We start from the raw sequence: 19,242 nt of genomic DNA, 5'->3' as shown, positions 1-19,242 counted from the left end.
TGGTTCCGCTTCGCCGGGGTCGGCGTCGGCGAGATCCAGACCTCAGGGCGTCGCGCGCGACCGGTTGAGGGGTGGCATGGACTTCGTGGGAGGCGATCCGCACGCGCTCGGGTTCGTTGCGGCAGGGCGTGATGCTGTGTCGTCGGACTTGGCGGGCGACGCGGCGCAGGTCGGTGACGACGTGGGCTACCGCGGCGTGGACCGTCAGGCCGTTGTGGCGCACTGGCGTCGGATGGTGGGCGCGCTGTGAGCGGCGACCGGGAGTTCCTTGAGCTGGGTGAGCCTACCGAGGCGTCCCTGGACCGGTTGCTCGCTGCAGCCGACCAGGACTGGCGGGACATGGGGGCCGTGCGGGCCGTGTTCCGGTCCTGGCCCGGCAACATCTTCTGGATCATCACCGCTGTCGTGATGGTCGCATCGCTCGCGCTGGCCGCGACCCGCCCCGACGCCCAGGGCCGGCTGGTGACCTTGGCCGTCGCCGGCACGTTCGGGTTCTTCCTCGCCCTGTTGATCGGTGTGGGGGTGGCGGAGCGGCACCGGGTCTGTGAGCACGGCTTGGTGGTGGGGATGCGCACGAAGTCGCCGTTCGTCATCCCGTGGTCGACGATCGACCCGGGTCGGGTCCGGGTGGTGCGCCGCTCCAACCTGCTGGGGCGTCTGCCCGGGGTCTCCCCGTCCTCGCCGCACTTCCGTCATGGTGCGGCGTCTGGCACCGCGCTGGCGCTCAACGGTCTGGACACGGCCCTGACCGGCTGGCGGCACCTGCCCGGTGTCGAGGTCACCGACGCCGTGCGTCTCGGTTCGCGCGTGCGCCGCACCCCGTTCGTGTGGTGGGTGCTGGGCGGTCGGCACCCGGAACGGCTTGCGCAGGCCATCGAAGATGCGATGGTCGCCGACGGTTACCCCGCGCACGGCCTGGCGGCACGAGCAGTCGCCCAGGGCTGCACTCTGCGCTACAACCCCGGAAGCTGGAACCCGTTCCCCGCGCGTGCCGGCACCGACGGCGTGGTCGGCGTGCACGGCTCACCACAGCCCTGAGCCCGTCCACAGCACGGCGCTACCGGTCCGGCCACGTCGTGCGCTGTCTCGGTCAGTCGTACCAGCGCGTCGGCGAGCACCGCTTCAGTACAGGTCCGAGGGTGCTTTCCGGGCGATGCTCACGTACGACGATGCCGGGTGCTGTGGCTGCTACGGACCGACGGCGTTGGTTGCGTTGACGAGGTACCAGTCCAGCGGCCCTACCTGACTCACGTCGTACCCGACGGTTTTGGTCCCTCCCAGGGAAGCGCGCTCGCCGCCGCTGGAGCGCCATCCTGGTCCGGCTGGCATCATGAGTGCACCTACTCGACGAGGGAGATGTCGTCCCATGGGGCTCGCCGAACAGCAGGAGCAGCTGGAGACGGTCGCGCGACGCTTCGCGCAGGTCGCGCCCACCGGGTGGGCGCGGCTCGTCGGCAGCTGGGAGGCGACGGTCGACGACGCCGGGACCGTTTCGCTCAACTGGATCACCACCGCGGTGGTCAACGGCGGCGACCGCTGGCTCTACGGCCAGCTCGGGTTCGACGAGCAGCTTTACGACGAGGTCGTTCGGCTGAACGAGCTGTCGGCCGAGGGCACGCGCTGGACCACGATGGAGCTGCTCCTGGACGCTGACGGCGCGATGCGCATGGACGTGGGCTACGAGCCGCCCAAGCGCAGCCAGGGCATCTACGACGAGCAGTCGCTGGGGCGCTACGAAACGTACCTCGACACATGGGTGGCCGAGCGCGGTCCGGTCCCCGCGAACGCCTGAGCCGATCGTGACGGAGGAGATCCCCAACCCGTACCTCGCGTCGATCGAGTACCAGCGCTCGCGTGCGGTCCCGACGGTGGCCGACCTGCGGGACGACCTCGACGCGGTGGTCGCCGCCATGGACGCGGGCGCATGGATCAGCTCGGTGGCGGACGCGTTCTACACGGATCTCGTCGGCCATCGCCACGCGCTGGGCACCGCCGCGGACGGGGTCGTCACGACTTATGACCAGGCCGTCCACGGCCAGCCGGACACGGTCGAGCCCGGTGCCTGGCAGACCCGCTGGAGGAACCTGCGGTGAGCATGGCGTCGATCGACCTGGCCCAGATGGCCGCGCTCCAGAAGGCGCTGGAGAACGCGTCGCACGACGTGTCGTCGCACCGGTCGGCGCTGCGGTCCGGGCTCGAGTCCGTGATGCTCTCTGCAGAGGACCTCAACCGCCTCGACGCCGTGCAGCACTGGGTGGCCGACCAGCTGCCCGGCGTGCGGCGGCGGCTCGCGCTGGCGCGCGCGATCGAGGCGCAGGTCCCGGGCTTCCAGGCCTACGTCCAGCTCGACGAGGCGAAGCTGCCGACGACCACGCCGGCGGAGGCTGCCGAGCTAGCGGACCGGGCGGCCAAGCTCATCGAGGAGTACGGCTCGGGCGAGGACCTGCCCGACGAGCTGGTCGACCTCCTGGCGGCCAACGGCACGGACCCCTACTTCGCGTACGAGCTGGCACTCAAGGTCTCGCCCGAGCAGGTCGCGGACCTGGTGATCGACGCGTCGAACACCCGCCGGACCCTCGCCGCGAACAGCATGGGCACCGACATCGACGACGTCGAGACGTTCGACGAGGCCTACGAATCGCTGCTGGACGGGCTGGGTACGACGTACGGCGTCGCCACGCAGGGCACTGGCGACCACGCCCTGCCCTCCGGGTACGCCCAGAGGTGGTCAGCGGCGATCATCGACGAGTACCCCGAGACCCTGGGCCAGGCGAGCGCGCTCGGGCTCGTCATCTCCCGCGGGACGTTCTCGGCGAACTTCCTGGAGGTCGTGGCCACCGACGTCTACGACTACGAGCGCCAGGTCGACACGCGCGACATGTGGTACGAGCGGTCCCACAGCTTCAGTGACGGGTTCGGCGCGGTCGACCCCGTGCAGGGCGACGACGAGGGCGCGCCGACCGGGTACACCGAGTACTACGACCCGCTCGCCGGCATCATGGCGGCCGTCGGACGTACCCCCGAGGCGGCCCAGCACCTGTTCGGCACCGGTCAGGTCATCACGATCGAGGGCGCCGGCAAGACCGCGCAGACCAACGAGTTCCTCAACTACGTGCTGGCCGAGCGCCGCTGGCCCGTCGACGACGGTGCCGGCTCGAACGCTGCCATCGCCGCGGCCATCACGCCGTACGAGGGCGGCGACACGATCAGCACGTCGATCGCCCAGGATGCGCGCGACATCTTCGACATCCAGGCCGCGGAGATCGAGGAGCGGCGCAAGAACGCCAACCCGTTCTCCGACATCGGCCACATGGTCCTCGACGGCCTGGGTCTGGTCCCTGTGGTCGGCGAGGCCTTCGACGCGGTCAGCGCCGTCTGGTACCTCGCCGAGGGGAACGGCGTCGACGCGGCGCTCTCGTCTGCGTCGATGATCCCGTTCCTCGGCTGGGGCGCGGCCGGTACCAAGTGGACCCGTCGAGCGCTCAAAGCCGAGGAGATCGCGGCCCTGGTGGCTCGCGGCGTGGACGTCGAGAAGCTGCGCGCGCTCGAGGCGACGTTCGAGGTGGTCGCGCGAGCCGACGGGGTGCCGATCCCGCTCCTGAAGTTCGACAACCTGGAGGCGTTCAACCGCGCCGCCAACGTTCCGCACCCCAACGCGATCTACGAGTTCAAGGGCGTGGCGTACGAGACCGACTCGCTCGGGCGCACGAGCAGCGTGAGCAGCGGCAAGCTGAGCCTGGGCGCCGGTGGCCGCAACAGTGCCCTGACCACGCAGATCGGCAACGAGGGCCTGGACACCGACATCGGGTTCCACCTGATCGCCGACTCGCTGGGCGGTCCGACCAACCGCCTGAACGTGCTGCCCGGCAACGGCAAGCCCTACGACGGCCTGGTGAACCTGAACCAGGGCGAGTGGGCGCGCATGGAGCGCAAGATCCGGGATGCGCTGGGGCGCGCGACCCCCGCTAACGTGGAGATCCACATCCAGCCGATGTACCGCGACGGGAACCTGTCGACGCGGCCGGACGAGTTCGCCGTCGAGGTGAAGATCGACGACGAGCTGTTCACGCCCCAATGGAGGAACGATGCCCAGCCACGAAGCTGACGCCGCGACCGTGGTCGACCTGAGTCCGGAGCAGGCTGCGGTAGTCGCGAAGATCGCGACCGGCTACGGCGCCGCCGCACCACGGGGCTGGCTACGCATCGTGTCACGCACCGAGTGCACGACGTCCAACGAGTCCGCGGGCCGGGTCGCCGTCCAGGTCGTCGTCGTCGAGACGCCGAACGGCCTCGAGCAGGACTACTTCCGGACCCCGCGCGACCTCTACTTCGTCGTCGCGGACCTGCTGGACGAGCTGGCCGCGGCCTCCCCGACGCAGACGATCGTCTTCGACCTCGTCCTCGACCGGGACCGCTACTCGGCCACGGTGACCAACGAGGAGGTCGACCTGCTGGACGGGATGCGCGACGAGACGACCTGGAAGCCGGTCCACCAGTACCTCGAGCGCAACCGCGAGGAGCTCGAGCGTCTCGTCGGCTGACTGCGGCCGGTGCGAACGTTCTCCGACATCGGCCACATGGTCCTCGGCCGCCTACGGAGCTCTTCGAGACACTTTGGAGGAACGGTGCCCAGCCACCACGGTGACTCTTCGGCGCCGGTCGAACTCACAGCGGAGCAGGCAGCGGCCGCCGCGCGCATCGCGAGCGGCTACGCAGCGGCCGCTCCGCAGGGATGGCTGCGCATCGTGTCCCGCACAGAGGCCGCCACGTCCAACGAGTCGGCAGGTCACGTCCGCGTCCAGGTCGTCGTCGTCGAGACCGCTGACGGGCTCGTCCAGGAGTACTACAGCGCGCCACGCGAGCTGTTCTTCGTCGTCGTCGACCTGCTCGACGAGCTCGCGGCGGCGTCGCCGACGCAGATGATCACCTTCGTGTTGGTGATCGACCGCGACGGCTACTCGGTCTCGGTCACCAGCAACGAGGTCAGGGTGCTCGACGGCATGCGCGACGAGGCCACCTGGAAGCCGATCCACCAGTACCTCGAGCGCAACCGCGAGGAGCTCGAACGTCTCGCCGGCTGACGACGCGCGGCGCCGATTGTGTTCACGTCCCCGATGCAGGAACGATGCTCAGCCACGAAGCTGACGCCCCAGGCTGGTCTCAGCTCGTCAGCGTCCACTTCTGCGCGCTGGTTCCGTTGCAGTCCCAGATCTGGACCTGGGTGCCGGCGGTGGTGGATGCGTTCGGGTCGTCGAGGCAGCGGTTGGACTGGGGATTGAGGTAGGACCCGTTGGACTGCGGGATCCAGACCTGAGCGCCGGTGCTGTTGCAGTCCCAGAGCTGGACCTTGGTTCCGTTGGCCGTGCCGGCGCCGGCGATGTCCAGGCACTTGCCCTGGACCCGCAGGGTGGTGCCGGCCTGCACGAAGCTCCACTGCTGCGCGACGGTGCCGTTGCAGCCCCAGATCTGGACCTTGTTGCCGTTGGCCGTGCTGGCGGCGTTGTTGTCCAGGCACAGACCGTTCGCATTGGTGAACGCGTGGGCCCCGGCCGGCGGCGGAGTCGTTCCCCCACCGCCCGGGCCGCCGCCGGTGAACGGCTGGATCACCAGGCCTGCGGCCGACGGCGAACCGTCGTTCACGAGCGACTCGAAGTTGCCGACGTCGTCGAACGCGAACGCGTACGCCTTCCCGTCGGCCATGTTGGCGTGCACGATCCGCGCGTACTGGTTGGCCGGGTTGCTCTTGTAGAACGCCGAGGCGTCGGTGCTCGGCTGGGTGTCGACGGTACCCAGCGTCCCCCGGTTGAGCGCCGCGCACAGCGTCCTGGCGATGGGACCGACGACCTGGTCGTTCGGCGCGAGCAGAGCGCCGTCGCAGCCCCACACGTCCGCACTGCTCGGCCGGTTGAAGGAGGCGACCTGGGAGCCCGACGCGTTGGTGAAGGTCATCACGGTCCCGGACGTCCGCCCGAAGTACTTGGTGCCCGGCTGGTCGGCGAAGGGCTGGACGGTCAGGGTCTTGTTCGCGTACGCGCTCCACGCCGAGGCGATGTACGGGTCCAGGTAGGTGGTGCTGAGCAACCCGGCGCCGGCGGCCTTGCCGGGTGCGAGCACGCGCAGCACGGTCCCGTCCGCCCGACGCACCACCGTCTTCGCCCAGCCAGACTGGGCGGCGATCCCGTTGATCGTGGCGTCGCGACCGTTCGCGACCAGCTCCCCGGACTTCCGCGTACCGGACGCGCCGGTGACCGTGACGGTGTGCGGCACGGCGAACATGTCGACCTGCGAGCTGTTCAGCCACAGCCCCGAGTCGTTGTAGGTGAACTCGCTCCAGTCGAACAGGGTGTCGTGGTTGGCGTCGCCGGACGACCACGGCGCGGGCTGGACGAGCCCGTCGGGCGTCAGGAGGAACGTGAGCTTCTGCCCCAGCGAGAAGTAGACCCGTCCGGAGATCCCGCGCGGCACCTGGATGGTGGTGCTGCCGCCGTTGGCAGGTCCGGCGATGGCGACGTCGGGTGCGGGCGACGGCGGGTTCGCTCCGGCGGGCCACGGCGTGAACGCTCCCGCGGCGTTGACGTACCCGAGCCTGCCGGTGCTGAGGTTCGTGCCGAGCACGTACACGTACACCGCCTCCGCCCGGCCGCTCGAGTTCGTGATGGTGAAGGGCAGCCGGTCAGGGCCCACCGCCTGCGCTGCGGCGGCGTCGGCGAACATCGCCGACGCCGCCAGGACGAGCGCACCGAGCGCCCCGGACAATCTGGTCCTCATCGACCTGCTCCTCTGCGTGAAGCGTTCGGGGTGCGTGGACCGGAGTGTCCGCGCACGGGTGGCACCGGGAGTCGTCTCCCCGGTGCCGGTGTGCCGATGGGTCAGCTGTGCAGGGTCCACTTCTGCGCGCTGGTCCCGTTGCAGTCCCAGATCTGGACCTGGGTGCCCGCGGCGGTGGAGGCGTTCGGATCGTCGAGGCAGCGGTTGGACTGCGGGTTCCAGTAGGACCCGTTGGACTGCGGGATCCAGACCTGAGCGCCGGTGCTGTTGCAGTCCCAGAGCTGGACCTTGGTTCCGTTGGCCGTGCCGGCGCCGGCGATGTCCAGGCACTTGCCCTGGACCCGCAGGGTGGTGCCGGCCTGCACGAAGGTCCACTGCTGCGCGACGGTGCCGTTGCAGCCCCAGATCTGGACCTTGTTGCCGTTGGCCGTGCTGGCGCCGTTGTTGTCCAGGCACAGGCCGTTCGCGTTGGTGATAGAGCCGGCACCTGCCGTGCCGCCACCGCCGCCACCGCCACCGCCGGTCGAGCCGCCCGAGGTGTAGGCCGCGACGTAGTCGACGACCATCGGGACGCCGGACTGGGTCGCGCTGGTCGGTCCGCCACCGAACGCGGCGGGGAACCCGCCGCCGATCGCCACGTTCAGGATCGGGAAGAAGCCGTGGTGGGTGGCGTTGTTCCAGGTGGTCGCGTCGACCTGGTTCGCGTTGACCGTGAAGTAGTTCGACCCGTCGAGGTAGAAGCGGATCTGCTCGGGCGAGACGCTGCGGTCCTGCTCCATCGCGTACGTGTGAAACCCGGTCTGGCACCCGGAGCAGGCGCGCTGGCCGCTGCCGATCCCGGTCGTCTCGTTGCAGGGCCCGCCGGGGGACGTGCCGCAGTGCAGCGTCGCGAACACCGAGCTCAGGCCGTTGATGTCCTCGAGGATGTCGATCTCCCCGATGCCGGGCCACCCCGATGCGCCCGTGCCGCGCGCGCCGGCGCCGAGCGCCCAGAATGCGGGCCAGTAGCCCGCGGCAGCGGCTCCGCTCACGTTGGGCTGCTGGATCCTCGCCTCGAACCGCAGCTTGCCGCCGGCCGGTGCGGCGAAGTCGGTGCGCTGCGTCTCGACGCGGCCGCTGGTCCAGCGGCCGGCGCCGTCCCGGATCGGCTTGATGACGAGGTTGCCCGCGCCGTCCTGGTAGACGTTCGAGGTGCTGCTCGTCATCGTCTCGATCTCACCGGTGCCCCAGTTCGGCGCGCCCCCGGGATACCCGGTCCCGATGTCGTACAGCCAGTTCCCGGTGTTCAGGCCGGTGTTCGCAGCGCCGTTGAAGTCGTCGACGAACTGCTGCGTCCAGCCAGACGGTGTGGGCGGCGCGGCGGCGTCGGCATCGGCGGCCCCGGCGAACGCGAGGGCGGCGACGCCGACGGCGACCAGGGTGACTCGGGAGAGCCGACGTCCTGACATCAGGGCGTGCGTCATGGAGGGACCATCACTCTCTGGGGTGGGCGGCATGGTCGGTCGGCGTGCCGGCTGCTCTCGTTCGGGGCTCGTCGCTGAGCCACGGTGGAGGGGGCGCCGTGTCGACATCTGGCGAACGCAGCCGCGATGTCACGTTCGCCGGACGACAACGTATTGGCGCTGCTGACTCCAGTCAACACACGTATGTCGCTGGCCCGGCATCTGGGCCGCGATCAGCCCGGAATTCCTCCGATCAACCGGTCACACGGTCCAAGAAGCGGATCTCCCGGCCGCTCTGGGTACGATCGGCGCGTGCAGGCGCCCGCGATAGTCGGCCATGCCGACAAGGCCCGTGGAGAAGTCCGGATGCATGTTGCGCTGCCGAGACCTGTCGAGGATGTGTGGCAAGCGCTGACAGACCGTGACCACACCGCCAAGTGGTTGGGACGCATCGAGGTCGACGCCGTGGCCAGCGGCGGGCAGTTCGATCTCTGGCACGACGACGAGGTCCGGTCTCGGCACGCCGTGCTGCAGTGGCGGCCTCCACGCCTGCTGACCTTGACGTGGGACTTTCCTGAGGAGCGGGTGAGTCAGGTCGCCTTCGCACTGGCCGAGGCGGGCTCGTCCGCCGCGACGCTTTCTGTGCACCATCAGGGCCTGGACGATGCGGTCTCCTACGCTGCCGGCTGGCACCGTCACCTCCATTACCTGGAGGCGCACCTCCGGGGTGGCGACCTTCCGATCGACGACTTCTGGACCGAGTACGACGAGCTCGTCCAGTTCTACGACAGGCAGCAGCTCGGGTCCCTTCGCCGAGGGCGCTCCTTCCATCCGTGATGCGCCGACGTGGGCCGGCGTACCGCCGTGGCGGCACAGGGCACACCTGACCGTTGTCGTCGACGACCGCACACCGAGCGTTCTGGCTCGCGCGGCACGGGAACAGCCGGGACCGCGGGCGCGACCGCCCTCGTCGAGCGCATGGCCACGGCGTTGCGCGACCAGCACGCGTAGGCGTCAGAGCACCGCGGCGAGCTTGTCGAAGGACGACTCGAGGCCCAGCCGGGACAGCTCGGCGGCCTGCGCGTCGGCGTAACCCCGCTCGATCACGGTCAGGAGCCCGTCGCGCACGGTGATCAGGTGCGGGACCTCGCGCGGGATGCCGGGCGGGAACCCCAGGTCCTGCGGGTCGTGAGAGCCGCCGTCGGCGTCGCTGAAGCCCAGCAGGAACTCCAGCCGCTCCCCGGCGTCGACCCTCGTGTACGTCCAGGTGTTCCAGAGGTCGACCCCGTCGGGCGTGCGCATCGCGACCAGGGACACGCCGCCCACCCGCACGTCCATCCGCGCGACGGGGCACGTGAATCCCTGCGGCCCCCACCAGGCCCGCACGGCGTCGGACTCGGTCCAGGCCGCCCAGAGGGCGCTCGCCGGGGCGTCGAACGCCCGCCGTACCTCGAGGTCGGTCATGACGCCAGCACCTCGTCGAGCAGGGCCATCATCGCCCGCGTCCCGGACTCCAGGCCGCCCGAGGGCACCCATCGGTCACGGTCCTCGACGGAGGCGAACAAGGACACGGATGTCAGTCGGCATCCGGTCGGAATGGGCTCGAACGTCTCCACCACCAGCTGCAGGGCCCCCGGGCCGCCCGTCTCGAACTCGTATGTGGACACCAGGCGGTGCGGTGCGCTGACCTCGTGGAACACCCCACGCATCGGGTACTCGACGCCGTCGGTGCGCGTCATGACGAGTCGCCAGCGGCCACCGACGTGCAGGTCGTGCTCGTCGACGACCACGGTGAACCGCTCCGACCCCTTCCACCGAGGCATCAGGCCCGGGTCGGTGTACGCGCGGAACGCCACCTCCGGCGGAACGTCGAAGTCGTGCACGACGACGACGTCCTGCCGCCCGGGCTCGACGATCAGCTCAGTGGTTCCCATCGTGACTCCCCTCGTGCCGCAGCGCGGCGATCTCACGGTCCAGGGCCTCGAAGCGCTGCCGGAACGCGGTCCGGTGGTGCTCGAGCCAGTCGGTGGCGTCGTCCAGCGCGTCCTCACGGAGACGGCTCGGCCGCCACTGCGCGCGCCGGCCCCGGGTGATCAGACCGGCGTCCTCGAGCACCCGGAGGTGCTTGGAGACCGCCTGCGTCGTCATGTCGAACGGTTCCGCCAGCTCGGCGACCGTCGCCTCGCCGTCGGCGAGCCGGGCGAGGATCGCGCGGCGGGTCGGGTCGGCGAGGGCAGCGAATGTCGTGCTCAGCGCATCCACGTACTAAACCAATCAGTTGCTAAACCGGTTGGTTTCATGGTGCTCGTCGTGCGGCCGTTCCGTCAAGGCGGAGGAAGGGTGAGCATGGTCGGAACTCATCAGACCTTCCCGGGTGCAGTGTCATGACCTGCGGGCCGGACAAAGCAGATGAGAACACCGGAGGGTGACGGGCGCCCCGTGACCGTGAACGACGTGCCGTCGCGGTCTCCATGAGCGCACCCTCGATGCCGTGTCTCCGTGCCTGCCCTTCCGTGCGGGGAGTCTCCGATCTACCGTCCTCACATGCGGCAGGACGCTCACCATTCGCTCCGCCACCGTGTCGCCGCGGTGCTCGCTTCTGAGGCCCTGGTGTGGGCAGTGGTCCTCGCATGCCTGCTGACTCTCGCCGCTGCTTCCGGGGCGCTGAGCGACTGAGACGGCATCGGAGCTGCTGCGCACGACCGGATGCAAGAACCCGTCCGAGATGGCCGGAGCGCGAGGCTCCGACCGGCGACGGGACCGGGCCTGCGGTGGACCGCTGCGAGGGCGCCGAGCGCCACGGGCCGGCACATCGCGACCGCCCGACCAGAAGCGGACCGTCCCGTCCGCGATCTCGCCGCCGAGCTCTGCCCTGCCCATCCGATCCCGGCGCGAGTGCGACGAGTCCCGCGTCGGCGCCCCACCCGGGCACACGGCCCGCGCCCGAGGCCGCTCCGCTCTGGCTATCGTCGGAGCGGTGAGCACGCCAGCGTTACCGCGCGTCCTGGTGATCGGGCTGGATCCGTACCGTGTGCCGGGCCCCTGGGATCCTGCACCCGTGGCCGAGGCGACCGCCACGGGCCTGGCTCGGTTCGTCGACGCCGGGATCGGCGTCGCCAGCTGCCTGGTGGGGCTGGACGGGAGTGACGACATCGAAGCCGTCGTCACCAAGGCGCTGCGCAGCCGATCCTGGGAGGTGGTGGTCGTCGGGGGCGGGATCCGCAAGCCTGACGACCAGCTCGAGCTGTTCGAGCGGATCATCAACTGCGTGCACCGGCACGCGCCCCAGGCCGCTATCGCCTTCAACAGCACGCCGACAGACACTCTCGACGCCGCGGCCCGTTGGCTCGACGCGCCAGGCTGACGACGTGGGGCTCTTCACAGGGCCAACAAGTGGGGGAACTCCTCGAAGGTGGTCGGCGCGCGCCCCGCTGACCTGCGACTGGACAAGTAGGTGAGAAGGCCTGTTTCTCACCAACCTGACCACGTCCTCAACACGGCCGGATCACAGGGCGACGCGTGGTGGTGACGAGGCTGGATTGCGGTGGGTGCTCGGCGACGAAATCGGCGGGGGGATCAGGCCAGCTTGATGACAGCGGGCGACCTCGTCCTCACACCCGCCTCGCCAGCATCGTGCCGTGCTGGCGGTCGGGACGATCGAGGTTCGGTCGGACGTGCGCATCCTCAACGACGAACCCGGCGTTCTCGACGAGCCGCTTCAGCTGGCCGACGGGCCATGAGTAGGCAGTCGTCACGGCGTGTGGGAAGGGCTCCAGCCGTTCGCTTGCGAAGAACCCGACGACGAGCGTGCGGTCGCCGCGCAGGCAGCGCCGCAGCTCGCGCAGGACGGTGGACACCCTCCCGGGCTCGAGGTGGATGAGCGAGTACCAGGCCAAGATTCCCGCGGCCGCATGGTCGGGGACGCCGAGGTCGTCGAGCAGAGCGACCCGATAGGCGACGGTGGGGAAGCGGTTCTTGGCCAGCTCGATGAACTCCGGGACGAGGTCGACGCCCTCGACGTCTGCGCCGAGCTCGGCCATCAGGTTGGTCCAGTGCCCAGGACCGCAGCCGGCGTCGACGATCGGGCCCCCGCACCGCGCGGCCCACGTCGAGATGAACCGCCGGTCGGCGGGGTCCATGGCTCCCGTGGAGCCGAGCAGTGTCGTGTACTCGTCGGCTCTCGCCGAGTAGGCGGTTCGCACGACGTCGTCCGTCGGTGCCGAGCTCGAGGGATGGTGGTCGGCACCCACCTTCTGCTCGACGCCCTCGTCGGTAGCGAACGCGGCCTCAACAGCGTGTGGATCCACACGGCGAGCATCCCGCTTGGCCAACTCGGTGGGATTCGAACACGCCGTGGCCAGCTCCGTCGGATGTGGCCAACTCAAGCGGGATCCCACACGACGTGGAGGGCGCGTCGAGCTCGCTCGGTGCCGGTGCCGGTGCCGGTGCCGGTGACCTGCGAGGGGACACGTCAGTGCGAACCGAGGTGTCGCACTCACGCGTCCCAATCCTCAAGCTCCGATGGGCCCTGGAGCGATGAGCCGCGTCCACGTCCAGGCGACGTGCCTGGGGGCGAGTCGATGCCGACGAAGCCGCCGAGGCGATCACCATCGCGTCGAGACGATGCCTCGACCTGCTCCATGATCGGGTAGGGAGTTCGCGCCGACGCATCTGGTGCCGTGGAGCCGCCCTTGTCCGCGACGGCGAAGCGGCGGGACGTCGCCCCCACGCGGCGCGAGCCTCACACCTCGAAGGGACGCAGACTCGCGTTGCTCGCGAGGGGGCGGGCGGGCATGGAGCTGAGCTTCTGCACCGCAAACGCGCTAGTCCCGCTCGGCGGCCCCCGCGAGTGTCTCTGCCGTGGCACGCCAGAAGGCCGTCCGCACAGCGTGCGTCGCCGACTGGACGTCGACGGGGATCTCCGCATCCAGCCCGGGCACCCCCGGCGGGACCGCGACGTAGTGGCTGGCGCCCTCGCCGGGCACCGCAACCGTCGTCGCCGCGCCGCGTCGAGTCACGATGTCGTCCATGAAGAAGCAGGACGGCCAGACCGCATCGTCGCCGCCGCAGGCCAGGACCACCGGACCCGTGATCGCGGCCACGTCGATCTGCGAGCCGGCCGGAGGCACTGCGCCGATGTCCCCGGCGCACGCGGGGCTCAGCGGCTGCCCGCCGAGGGTCCACGCCGGAACGCTGAGATCGGGGTAGCCGCAGACGAGGTAGCCCGACCCGACCGGTGCGAAGGAACCGGCGACAAGGTCCGGGTGCTCCGCCGCGAGCCAGAGCGCGAGCTCACCACCGCGGGAGACGCCGAAGGTGAACAGTGCGCCGGTATCGACCTCGGGGCGCGCGCGCAGCCACTCGAGCGCGGCCAGGACGGGGTCGACCGGGACGTTCTCGAGCTCCGTCGGCTGACCGGGCTCGTCGAAGTACGACACGGCGAGCGCCGGGTAGCCGAGGCCCGCGATCCAACGCGCGGTCATCGCGGCCGACTCCAGACCGCCCTCCGAACCCCCCAGCACCAGAGCTGCCGGCAGGGGCGAGCCCGCGTGGCCCACCGGAAGGGCGTACGCCCCGATGAAGTCGACCCCCGCGACGGGCTGTGTCTCGACACCGGGTGCCGTCCCTGGCCGTGTTGCTGTCAGGTCGGTGAGCACATCGCCCGACGCGTCGACGACCGCGAGGTCGACGTCGTAAGGCTCGTCGAAGACCGAGGGTGAACGGCGGCTGACACCCGTCATCGACCAGAACGGCCCCATCGAGTCCGCGGTCGACCACGACCCGCTCGTCGGCGCCGTTCGGGACACGTCGACCACCCCGTCGACGTCGGCGTCGAAGGTGGCCGCGGACTCGAAGCGCATGTCATCGACGTGAGCCGTCGCCGTCAGTGTGACCTCCGCACCGGGCCGCAGGCCGGTGACGCGGAGCTCGACTGGCGCGAAGGGGCCGTCGGGCGGTGTCATCTCGATCCTGGGCTGCGCGTCGCCGCAGGCCGTGAGCACGAGCGTGGCCGCTGCCAGCAGCGCACCGATCAGGGTCCGGCGGGCGGTCGACATGACCGCATCCAACACCAGCGCCGGCACCGGCCGTGACGGATCCCCCATCAGTGGACAGTGTGGGCGCGGCGGGATCCGCTGTGCGGCTTCGGCACGTGACCGTCGGCGCAGTCGCGGCTACCTCCGTGAGAGGAGTGGCCGGACCTCGAGCGCGACCACGCGCGCCCGGACTACTCGCGGGGGCCCTCCCACGGGTACCCCTGATCGACGAACGCGCTGCGGACCACGGCCTTGTCGCCCTCGACATCGCGTGCGAAGAGCGTCCGGCCGCGGTCGGTCTCGATGATGATCGTGGAGCCGCGAGGGCGGACAGAGGCGACCACGTCGCGTTCGATCACTCGCTCGACCTGCCCCCGCCGCCGGACGTTGATCCGCTCGGGGCCGATCTCCAGGACTGCAGAGTCGACGATGAGCCATGCCCCGAAGGTCAGGCCCGCAACGAGCCCGAGGCCCGGACGGCCCCACCCCAACCACGGATCGTCGAACGACCCGAGCAGTCGCAGCGGCCCCTGGAATGGGGCCCAGGGCAGTTCCGCGGCCCATCGCGCGACCGGGGGCAGGAGTGCGCCGATCGCGGTGCCGACGATCGCGCAGAGGGTGAGCACCCAGAGCCGGCCGTCGTGGTCGAACCCACCAACGGTCCGGGCGGCAGGCGTGCCCTGGGCGCCGCTGTCGGTCATGGTCGTCGGCTCGAGATGGCACGAGGCGTCATCGTTCGACGCTACGCGTGCCGCCCAGGTCGAGACATCAAACGAAAGGTTGGGGCGCCCTGGACGAGAGCCGCCCCCGACGAGTTCCGACGGTGTCACTGCGCCAGTCGCAGTCGCAGTCGGACGAGGAGGTCTCTGCGCCCCAGGGCCGGCGCCGGAGTCATAGAGAGCCCAGTTGACCGATCGGTCAACAGGCTCGTATCGTCGACGGATGCCAACGGATACCCGGGAGAGGCTGGTCGCGACGGCACGCGATCTCGTGCATGGGTCTACCTACGCGGACGTCAGCGTCGAGGACGTGTGCAAGGCGGCGGGAGTCAACAAGGGCAGCCTGTACCACTTCTTCCCCTCGAAGCACGCTCTCGGGCTGGCGGTCTTGGAGCGCAACTGGATGCTCATGCGCAGCCTTCTCGACGAGGCGTTCGACACCGAGGCGCCACCTCTCGATCGACTCGACCGATTCCTGTCGGCCTACTCGTCGATGATGCGCAGCATGCAGCAGAGCCTCGGTGTCGTGCCCGGCTGCCCGCTCGGCAACCTCGCGGCAGAGCTCTCCGCACACGACCCGGAGATGCGGGCCCGCGTCGCCGAGGTGCTGACGGCCTGGACCGAACGCGTCGCCTCCGTCGTCAGGGACGGTCAAGCTCGCGGCGACGTCGACCCGATGCTGGACCCGACCGCTGCCGCGCGCAGCGTGGTGGCCTGCATCCAGGGCTTCAGCGTCCTGGCCAAGTCCGACGGCGATCCGCGCGTTCTCGAGGCGCTGCAGCCCCTCGTGCGGCTGCTCCTCCCCGCACCTCGCTGACTCTGGTCGGACCATGCGACCACCCGCGCGCTCCACCACTTGACCATTCGGTCAAGTAGCCGAATTGAGAGGAACGCCATGACCGCCCAGACAGAGCACGGGTCGTCCGAGTACCGGTTCGACGACCTGCGGACGAGGGACATCGTCGCCGACATGCACTACCGCTCGACGGATCCAGCACCAGGTGACCGCATTCCCTCCTTCGACCTGGCGACGCTCTCCGGCGCCCGGTTTGCCAGCGACGACCTCGGTGACAGGCCGGTACTCCTCGTCTTCGGGTCGCAGACCTGCCCGGTCACGCGCAGCGCGCTGCCGCCGCTCAACGAGCTGCACACGCACTACGGCGACCGGGTGCGCTTCGTCCTGGTCCAGACCCGCGAGGCGCATCCCGGTGAGCTCCTGCCGCAACCCCGAACGTATGCGGAGAAGTCGGCCCACGCGGCGTCGATGCGTGACGACCTGCACGTGACGTTCGAGGTCGCCGTCGACGACATCGACGGCACGCTGCACCGCGCGGTCGGCCCGAAGCCGAACTCGGCCTACCTCGTACGTCCCGACGGGACCATCGACGCGCGCGTGCACTGGGCCAACGACACCGCCGCGGTCCGCGCGAGCCTCGACGGCGCCCTCGGCACACACTCCGTGCGCAGCCGCCGAGGAAGGATGATCGTCCCGCTGCTGACGGCCGTCGGGCACCTGCCCGACGTGGTGCGGCGCGCCGGCGGCAAGGCGGAGCGTGACGTCTGGAAGGCCGCGCCGCCCCTGGCCGTGCTGGGCCGTGCCTCCGGTCTCCTGCGCGGGCTGGCGACGGACCGGCGAGGACCGACGGCCGCGTTGGGCCTCACGATGCTCGCGCTCGCCGCGCTCGCGTCCGTGCTTGCCCTAGCCGGGGGCGCGGCCACCACCTAGGTGCTCGCGCGAGCCCGAGGGACCGCGGGCACGCAGCGCCGGCGGCGGGTGGAACTGTCCGATCACGCCGTGACGAGGCGGGATGACGTCCATTGCTACCGAGTAGCAGTCGGACGCAGCCGGTCCTGCTTCGCGCAACGGCACGGGTGGGACCGCGGCGCTTCGCCGTGCGACGGCCCTGGCGCTACCGGAGCGACTCCCGCAGTTCTCGTCGCAACCGGCAGGTCCGTCAGCGCGTCCGTGTGAGCACCATGACGGGGACCGGGCGGTTGGTCGCCTCGTTGACCGGCACGAAACTGGGGTCGAAGACCCTCTGCCGGTCGTAGAGCCGCTCGCGCTGAGAGCCCGTCACCTCCTCGGCCACGACGCCGAACGTCAGGTCGCCCACCTCGATCGAGGCCTCCGGGTGCGCTTTCAGGTTGTGGTACCACCCGGGAAACGTGGTGCTGGGGCCGCCGCCCGTGGCGAAGACGACGAACTTCTCGCCGTCCGGCAGGTACTCCACCGGGTTGGTCCACCGCTTCTTGGTCCGCGCCCCGACGGAGGTCAGCAGGAGGAGCCGGGCGTACTCGTAGGTGTCGCCGACCCTGCCCCTGCTGACCCGGAACTCGGCGATGACTGCCTTGTTCCAGTCCTGTTCGCTCATCACGCGGCCGGGCCACCTCCCGCGCCGCGCGCGGTAGAGCACGTGCCGCAGGCGCCGGCTCTCGTCCGCGAACTCGAAGTCGGCATCGGGGTCGTAGATCAGGTGCATCCGGCGCAGGATGCGGCGTGAGGTCACGTGCCCGGCGGAGCAGAACCCGACGATCTCGTCGAGCTTGCACACCTCGAAGCCGTGCTTCATGACCGCGACGGCGGCCTCGGTCTCGTACCCCTTGCCGTGCTGGTTGCCCGCCAGCCGCCACGTGACCTCGACCGCGGGCGCGAACGGTAGGTCCTCGCTCACGCGCTCGAGCGCGGCGTAGCCGATGAGGCGCTCGTCGTCGGCGACCTCGACGGCCCACGGCCCGAATCCCTCGGCCGCGAAGGCCTCGGTGGCGCGATCGATGAAGGCGTCGCTCTCCTGCCGGGACCAGGTGGCGGGCAGGTACCGCATGGTGCGGTGGTCTGCGCTCATTGCTGCGAAGGCGTCCCGGTCCGCGTCCAGCCACGCGCGCAGCACGAGCCGCTCGGTCGTGAGTGTCGGGGCGATGACGACCTCAGGCTCGTCGCCGGGGTCCGGGCCGAGGTCACCCTCGACGTTCACGGTCATCCGACCCACCATTCCTGGGGAGCGCTGCCTCCGCCGCGGCGCGGAGCCCGGCGTGAGCCCAGTCTGACAAAGCGCGGTCGGCGGCGCGACGGCACGGGGTGGCGGGTCCTCGTCCCGGTCCACAGCACGGCGAAGGCCCCGACCCGGTGCCAGGGCTTCCGCCGTGCCGTACTGGGTGGGACATGGCCACGTGCCACGGAACCGGGTGGATCCACTCAACGCGAACCCGCAGGCCATCGCAGTCCTAGGAACTCATCCAACTTGTCCGCGGTTGCCGAGCCCAAGCCCGAGGCCTGTGTGCGCGCTTCGCGGCGGCTGTCGTCGCGGAGCGTGGTCACGCTGGGGTCATGCCACGACGCTCCGGGAACGGCAGGGACGTCGGGCCCAACGCGCAGGCCGTGCCAGAGGCCGGGATTCATAGGTGCCGATAGCCGCCGATGCGCGGTCTGCCCCCAGCCGTGGTCACCAGTGGCCGAGTGCCTCACGAGCGACGACCTCGGCCGGGAGCGAACACCAGCCACGCGGCGGGCACGGGCGCGCGATGTGTGTCTCCTGAAGCGCCGGTGCCGGACCGGCCGCCTCGGACGGCAGGTGGGCTGTGAGCGCCACCGCAACCGTCAGTGCGGCCACCAGGACGATCGCGCTCGCGCCCCGGTACGAGCGGGCACTATCGGCGGGTCCGGGTCCGGGTCCGGGTCCGGGTCCGGGTCCGTGCCGCGGCGGGGTTTCGGGCTCACCGTCGAAGACGATCAAGCTCCTGACGTGCGGGTGTGTTGTCATGAGCCGACGCTCCCGCCGGTCTGCACCCGGCCGGATCCGGCGACGCCCACATCCTTGCGGGGAGATCGCCCGATTGGCGTGGGGGTGCAGCCCTACTCGTGACCAGGGTGGACGCAGGATCGTGGCGGCAAGCTCGATCCGGCACCGGCCCGATCCGGATGGTCGTCGCCGACGACGGATGCTCGGCCAACGACGGGGCGGCCGGATCTGCTCGAGCACCGCGGCCGGACGACGGGGCGTGGCGTTCGGTGGCGCGACGGTCCTGCCGGAAGCGGACGGCGCCCCGGTGCTGAAGGACTATGCCGCTCGCCACCCGTCGGCGCGCCGTCCGGTCGAGCCCGTGCTGCTCGACTGGACGGTGCCGCTCGCGCAGCGGTCCGGTGGCCCCGGCTGACCGGGAGCCGGAGTCGGGCCGAAGAAGCGCGTCGCGTCGTTGACGCCGAGGAGGCCCAGGATGACCAGCCCGACCTTGCTGCGCGCGAGCAGCGGGGTCGCGGGGGCGCCTGAGGCGAGAGGGGTC

General features: G+C 70.5%; 22 protein-coding genes. 13 read left to right on the top strand and 9 right to left on the bottom strand.

Features of this window, described 5'->3' with window-relative positions:
• The first annotated feature begins 76 nt into the window (after window positions 1-76).
• The 7 genes from N553_RS24960 (at window position 77) to N553_RS0104240 (ending at window position 5,081) form a co-directional block, all read left to right on the top strand.
• Entirely contained in the window at window positions 77-250 is a 174-nt protein-coding gene (locus N553_RS24960; protein ID WP_156043692.1) for a hypothetical protein, read from the top strand.
• Window positions 247-1,038, top strand: coding sequence for a hypothetical protein (locus tag N553_RS0104265; RefSeq protein ID WP_028045500.1), 792 nt, complete (start codon window positions 247-249; stop codon window positions 1,036-1,038). Before N553_RS24960 ends, N553_RS0104265 begins: the two co-directional genes overlap by 4 nt.
• Window positions 1,039-1,366: 328 nt before the next feature.
• Entirely contained in the window at window positions 1,367-1,792 is a 426-nt protein-coding gene (locus N553_RS0104260; protein WP_028045499.1) for a hypothetical protein, read from the top strand.
• Window positions 1,793-1,799: 7 nt separating this feature from the next.
• Entirely contained in the window at window positions 1,800-2,093 is a 294-nt protein-coding gene (locus tag N553_RS0104255) for a hypothetical protein (RefSeq protein ID WP_028045498.1), read from the top strand.
• A gap of 2 nt (window positions 2,094-2,095) precedes the next feature.
• Window positions 2,096-4,105: a DNA/RNA non-specific endonuclease gene (locus N553_RS24105; protein WP_051639814.1), complete on the top strand. Its 2,010-nt coding sequence runs from the start codon at window positions 2,096-2,098 to the stop codon at window positions 4,103-4,105.
• The gene (locus N553_RS0104245) at window positions 4,086-4,541 is read left to right on the top strand and encodes a hypothetical protein (protein WP_028045497.1); all 456 of its coding nucleotides are present in this window, start codon (window positions 4,086-4,088) and stop codon (window positions 4,539-4,541) included. Before N553_RS24105 ends, N553_RS0104245 begins: the two co-directional genes overlap by 20 nt.
• Before the next feature lie 84 nt (window positions 4,542-4,625).
• Complete coding sequence (locus N553_RS0104240) at window positions 4,626-5,081, top strand: hypothetical protein (protein WP_028045496.1); 456 nt, start codon at window positions 4,626-4,628, stop codon at window positions 5,079-5,081.
• Between the two features lie 79 nt (window positions 5,082-5,160).
• On the opposite strand, the gene N553_RS0104235 is transcribed toward N553_RS0104240, so the two are convergent.
• A complete protein-coding gene (locus N553_RS0104235; RefSeq protein WP_028045495.1) occupies window positions 5,161-6,768 on the bottom strand; it encodes a beta-1,3-glucanase family protein in 1,608 nt (535 codons plus the stop codon).
• A gap of 101 nt (window positions 6,769-6,869) precedes the next feature.
• Window positions 6,870-8,231 carry a ricin-type beta-trefoil lectin domain protein gene (locus N553_RS21025; RefSeq protein ID WP_051639813.1) on the bottom strand — a complete coding sequence of 454 codons (1,362 nt, stop codon included), beginning with the start codon at window positions 8,229-8,231 and terminating at the stop codon, window positions 6,870-6,872.
• A 291-nt stretch (window positions 8,232-8,522) separates the two neighbouring features.
• On the opposite strand from N553_RS21025, the gene N553_RS21020 reads away from it, so the two are divergent.
• Complete coding sequence (locus N553_RS21020; protein ID WP_051639812.1) at window positions 8,523-9,047, top strand: SRPBCC domain-containing protein; 525 nt, start codon at window positions 8,523-8,525, stop codon at window positions 9,045-9,047.
• 177 nt (window positions 9,048-9,224) lie between these two features.
• Here the strand turns inward: N553_RS21020 and N553_RS0104220 are convergent, their stop codons facing one another.
• From N553_RS0104220 to N553_RS0104210, 3 genes are read right to left on the bottom strand one after another with little or no spacing between them, the layout of a single operon-like run.
• Window positions 9,225-9,674: an SRPBCC domain-containing protein gene (locus N553_RS0104220; RefSeq protein ID WP_028045494.1), complete on the bottom strand. Its 450-nt coding sequence runs from the start codon at window positions 9,672-9,674 to the stop codon at window positions 9,225-9,227.
• Window positions 9,671-10,144, bottom strand: a complete 474-nt coding sequence (locus N553_RS0104215; protein ID WP_028045493.1) for an SRPBCC domain-containing protein — start codon at window positions 10,142-10,144, stop codon at window positions 9,671-9,673. Before N553_RS0104215 ends, N553_RS0104220 begins: the two co-directional genes overlap by 4 nt.
• On the bottom strand, window positions 10,131-10,472 hold the full coding sequence (locus tag N553_RS0104210; protein WP_028045492.1) for a helix-turn-helix transcriptional regulator: 342 nt from the start codon (window positions 10,470-10,472) through the stop codon (window positions 10,131-10,133). The genes N553_RS0104215 and N553_RS0104210 overlap by 14 nt, the downstream gene beginning before the upstream one ends.
• A gap of 282 nt (window positions 10,473-10,754) precedes the next feature.
• On the opposite strand from N553_RS0104210, the gene N553_RS25765 reads away from it, so the two are divergent.
• Both N553_RS25765 and N553_RS0104205 read left to right on the top strand, forming a co-directional pair.
• Complete coding sequence (locus N553_RS25765; RefSeq protein ID WP_255346997.1) at window positions 10,755-10,886, top strand: hypothetical protein; 132 nt, start codon at window positions 10,755-10,757, stop codon at window positions 10,884-10,886.
• 301 nt (window positions 10,887-11,187) lie between these two features.
• Window positions 11,188-11,574, top strand: coding sequence for a hypothetical protein (locus N553_RS0104205; RefSeq protein ID WP_028045491.1), 387 nt, complete (start codon window positions 11,188-11,190; stop codon window positions 11,572-11,574).
• A 247-nt stretch (window positions 11,575-11,821) separates the two neighbouring features.
• On the opposite strand, the gene N553_RS21015 is transcribed toward N553_RS0104205, so the two are convergent.
• The 3 genes from N553_RS21015 to N553_RS0104185 all read right to left on the bottom strand — a co-directional run bounded on the left by N553_RS21015 (window position 11,822) and on the right by N553_RS0104185 (window position 14,946).
• On the bottom strand, window positions 11,822-12,517 hold the full coding sequence (locus N553_RS21015; protein ID WP_231505156.1) for a class I SAM-dependent methyltransferase: 696 nt from the start codon (window positions 12,515-12,517) through the stop codon (window positions 11,822-11,824).
• A gap of 516 nt (window positions 12,518-13,033) precedes the next feature.
• Window positions 13,034-14,266, bottom strand: coding sequence for an acyl-CoA thioesterase/BAAT N-terminal domain-containing protein (locus N553_RS0104190; RefSeq protein ID WP_034620602.1), 1,233 nt, complete (start codon window positions 14,264-14,266; stop codon window positions 13,034-13,036).
• 170 nt (window positions 14,267-14,436) lie between these two features.
• The gene (locus N553_RS0104185; protein ID WP_028045489.1) at window positions 14,437-14,946 is read right to left on the bottom strand and encodes a hypothetical protein; all 510 of its coding nucleotides are present in this window, start codon (window positions 14,944-14,946) and stop codon (window positions 14,437-14,439) included.
• Between the two features lie 241 nt (window positions 14,947-15,187).
• Here N553_RS0104185 and N553_RS21010 point away from each other — a divergent pair, with 241 nt between their 5' ends.
• Complete coding sequence (locus N553_RS21010; protein WP_051639811.1) at window positions 15,188-15,781, top strand: TetR/AcrR family transcriptional regulator; 594 nt, start codon at window positions 15,188-15,190, stop codon at window positions 15,779-15,781.
• A gap of 78 nt (window positions 15,782-15,859) precedes the next feature.
• On the top strand, window positions 15,860-16,690 hold the full coding sequence (locus tag N553_RS0104175) for a deiodinase-like protein (protein WP_028045488.1): 831 nt from the start codon (window positions 15,860-15,862) through the stop codon (window positions 16,688-16,690).
• Between the two features lie 229 nt (window positions 16,691-16,919).
• Here the strand turns inward: N553_RS0104175 and N553_RS24100 are convergent, their stop codons facing one another.
• On the bottom strand, window positions 16,920-17,942 hold the full coding sequence (locus N553_RS24100; protein ID WP_051639810.1) for a GNAT family N-acetyltransferase: 1,023 nt from the start codon (window positions 17,940-17,942) through the stop codon (window positions 16,920-16,922).
• 1,018 nt (window positions 17,943-18,960) lie between these two features.
• Between N553_RS24100 and N553_RS0104160 the strand changes: the two genes are divergently transcribed.
• Window positions 18,961-19,116, top strand: coding sequence for a hypothetical protein (locus N553_RS0104160; protein WP_156043690.1), 156 nt, complete (start codon window positions 18,961-18,963; stop codon window positions 19,114-19,116).
• Window positions 19,117-19,242: the final 126 nt, after the last annotated feature.

This window comes from Cellulomonas sp. URHE0023 (assembly GCF_000688475.1).
In the GTDB taxonomy this organism is placed as follows: Bacteria; Actinomycetota; Actinomycetes; order Actinomycetales; family Cellulomonadaceae; genus Cellulomonas.
Note: the sequence above shows the minus strand (reverse complement) of the source record. Positions and strands in the feature narration are given on the sequence as shown.

Bases quoted from the DNA above. Each gene is read 5' to 3' on its own strand.
- N553_RS24960 (WP_156043692.1), top strand. From the start codon at position 77: ATGGACTTCGTGGGAGGCGATCCGCACGCGCTCGGGTTCGTTGCGGCA.
- N553_RS0104260 (WP_028045499.1), top strand. From the start codon at position 1,367: ATGGGGCTCGCCGAACAGCAGGAGCAGCTGGAGACGGTCGCGCGACGC.
- N553_RS24105 (WP_051639814.1), top strand. From the start codon at position 2,096: ATGGCGTCGATCGACCTGGCCCAGATGGCCGCGCTCCAGAAGGCGCTG.
- N553_RS0104245 (WP_028045497.1), top strand. From the start codon at position 4,086: ATGCCCAGCCACGAAGCTGACGCCGCGACCGTGGTCGACCTGAGTCCG.
- N553_RS0104235 (WP_028045495.1), bottom strand. From the start codon at position 6,768: ATGAGGACCAGATTGTCCGGGGCGCTCGGTGCGCTCGTCCTGGCGGCG.
- N553_RS21025 (WP_051639813.1), bottom strand. From the start codon at position 8,231: ATGACGCACGCCCTGATGTCAGGACGTCGGCTCTCCCGAGTCACCCTG.
- N553_RS0104220 (WP_028045494.1), bottom strand. From the start codon at position 9,674: ATGACCGACCTCGAGGTACGGCGGGCGTTCGACGCCCCGGCGAGCGCC.
- N553_RS0104215 (WP_028045493.1), bottom strand. From the start codon at position 10,144: ATGGGAACCACTGAGCTGATCGTCGAGCCCGGGCGGCAGGACGTCGTC.
- N553_RS25765 (WP_255346997.1), top strand. From the start codon at position 10,755: ATGCGGCAGGACGCTCACCATTCGCTCCGCCACCGTGTCGCCGCGGTG.
- N553_RS0104190 (WP_034620602.1), bottom strand. From the start codon at position 14,266: ATGTCGACCGCCCGCCGGACCCTGATCGGTGCGCTGCTGGCAGCGGCC.
- N553_RS0104185 (WP_028045489.1), bottom strand. From the start codon at position 14,946: ATGACCGACAGCGGCGCCCAGGGCACGCCTGCCGCCCGGACCGTTGGT.
- N553_RS21010 (WP_051639811.1), top strand. From the start codon at position 15,188: ATGCCAACGGATACCCGGGAGAGGCTGGTCGCGACGGCACGCGATCTC.
- N553_RS0104175 (WP_028045488.1), top strand. From the start codon at position 15,860: ATGACCGCCCAGACAGAGCACGGGTCGTCCGAGTACCGGTTCGACGAC.
- N553_RS24100 (WP_051639810.1), bottom strand. From the start codon at position 17,942: ATGACCGTGAACGTCGAGGGTGACCTCGGCCCGGACCCCGGCGACGAG.